Source organism: Nocardia wallacei (assembly GCF_029868745.1).
In the GTDB taxonomy this organism is placed as follows: domain Bacteria; phylum Actinomycetota; class Actinomycetes; order Mycobacteriales; family Mycobacteriaceae; genus Nocardia; species Nocardia wallacei_B.
In genome coordinates this window covers 1-1,955 of the sequence record NZ_JARWOP010000333.1, presented here as the reverse complement: position 1 = coordinate 1,955, position 1,955 = coordinate 1, and the positions used below count along the sequence as shown (strand labels likewise).

2 protein-coding genes are annotated in these 1,955 nt (G+C 70.5%); both read right to left on the bottom strand.

What is annotated here, in order from left to right; translation table 11 throughout:
• Window positions 1-199 precede the first annotated feature (199 nt).
• Complete coding sequence (locus QH470_RS30915; RefSeq protein WP_280275905.1) at window positions 200-985, bottom strand: site-2 protease family protein; 786 nt, start codon at window positions 983-985, stop codon at window positions 200-202.
• Window positions 982-1,641 (bottom strand): hypothetical protein, encoded by a 660-nt coding sequence (locus tag QH470_RS30910; RefSeq protein WP_280275904.1) that lies wholly within the window; start codon window positions 1,639-1,641, stop codon window positions 982-984. The genes QH470_RS30915 and QH470_RS30910 overlap by 4 nt, the downstream gene beginning before the upstream one ends.
• Window positions 1,642-1,955: the final 314 nt, after the last annotated feature.

The window sequence follows — 1,955 nt, the reverse complement described above, 5'->3', positions numbered from 1 at the left end:
CCGGGGGGGGGGGGGGGGGGGGGGGGGTGTTAACTCCGCGACGGGGGGGGCCACCGGGGTATTTTGGGGGGGGGGCCGGCCCCCCCCCGCCCTACGGGGGCGGCTCTACCCCCCTTTTGGGGGGGGCCCGACCGGGAGGGGAAAGTAGGGGGAGATCCGGGCGATGGTGCGCGGTTCGGTGGCCGACCTGGTGGGGGGTTTACATCCAGAACCAGGTCAGGCTGCTGCCGTACCGCCACCATCGCCACGGAACTCCGGACAGGTCGAACAGCGTGTCGACGAGCTGATAGAAGGCGTCCCGCAGCGGCGGCACTCCCCACAGCAGCGCGAACAGCAACAAAAATCCCCACGGCTTCACCTGATCCAGCGACCGCCGCGTCTGATAACTCAGCGAGGGCTCGAGAATCCCGTACCCGTCGGTGCCCGGCACCGGGATCAGATTCAGCACGGTGGCGATGATCTGCAGATAGGCGAGAAAACTCAGGCCGAACCAGAACGCCGGATGCGATGTGGACGACCCGAACAGCCGCACCACGAGCAACAGCACCACGGCGCACACGGCGTTCACCGCCGGGCCCGCGCCGCTGATCATCCGCTGCGTGCGCGTCGAGAAGCTGCCCGATTGCAGATAGACCGCTCCGCCGGGCAGCGCGATCCCGCCCAGCGCGATGAAGATGATCGGCAGCACGATCGACAACACCGGATGGCTGTACTTCAACGGGTTCAACGTCAGATAACCGCGCAACTCGACCTCGCGGTCGCCCGCCCGCCACGCCGTGAACGCGTGCCCGAACTCGTGCAGGCACAGGCTGACGATCCAGCCGAACACCACCATCACGAACACGCCGAGCTTCGCCCGCGTCGAGGACACGTCGGCATCCCAGGCCAGGGCGCCACCCAGCACCGCGACCACGATGATCAACAGGAACACCGGGCTCGGGCGCACCGCACCCGACATGCGGCGGGCGCCGAACGGACGGCTCATCGGACCAGCAACCAGGGCTCGCTATGCCGATAGAAACTCGACCGCGGCACCGTTCGGTCACTGCTGATCCCGTCGCGCGTCACCAGCGCACCCGGCGAACCCAACTGCACCGCGCGGCCCGCCACCCAGCGGCGCTTGCGCAAACCGCGCACCGCCGTGGCGCGCACTCCCGGCTGCTCCAACGTCGGCGAGATATGCAGCGCCCCAACCTTTCCGGTGAACAGCCGGATATCATCGACGTAGGCCTCGCCCTCCAGCTTGCCGCCGTTCGGGCCGCAGATCGTGGCCCGGCCCACCAGCACCTTGCCGGTGTCGTCGCGGATCAGCGGGGTCTCGGCCGGCTTACCCTCCAGCGCGCGCTTGGCGGCCGCGGAACCGGTACCGGTCTGATAGGCGCGCGAACCGTAGGTGCGGTCCACCGGCACATAGCCGATCTCCACGCCCAAGCGCTCCGTGCGCAGCAGATGCGTGAGCACTGCCGCCAGCCCGGCATCCTCGCCCAGCACGATCAGCCGCGGCAGGCTGTCGGCGGCCAGCACGGGCAGCAGCTCGTCCAGTTCCGAACCCTCCGGAATGGCCGCCGTCTGCGTGGTCGGCAGGGACGCGAGCGCGATCGGCATCGGGGCGCCGTTGCAGCGGAGAACATGGGTACTCAACCGCGGTACACCCTCCTCGGACCTGGCAACTGCATCGTCCTCGCTGCACTCGGGCGAGCCCCCTTCCGGCTCACCTCCCGAGCCACCATAGCTGTGTTTATTGGCCGCGGCTTCGCCGCGGCGGGTTTGCGGCGCCCTGTGGCTCGGTTGCTGTGTCTTTGGCGCCGCCTTCGGCGTCGCGGGGTTTGGGGGGGGGGGGGGGGGGGGGGGTTTTTGGGGGGGGGGCGGGGGGGGAGGAGGGGGGGGGGGCGGCGGGCGGGAAGAGCACCCGCCCGCCCCCCCCCGGGGGGGGGGGGGGGGGGGGGGGGGGGGGG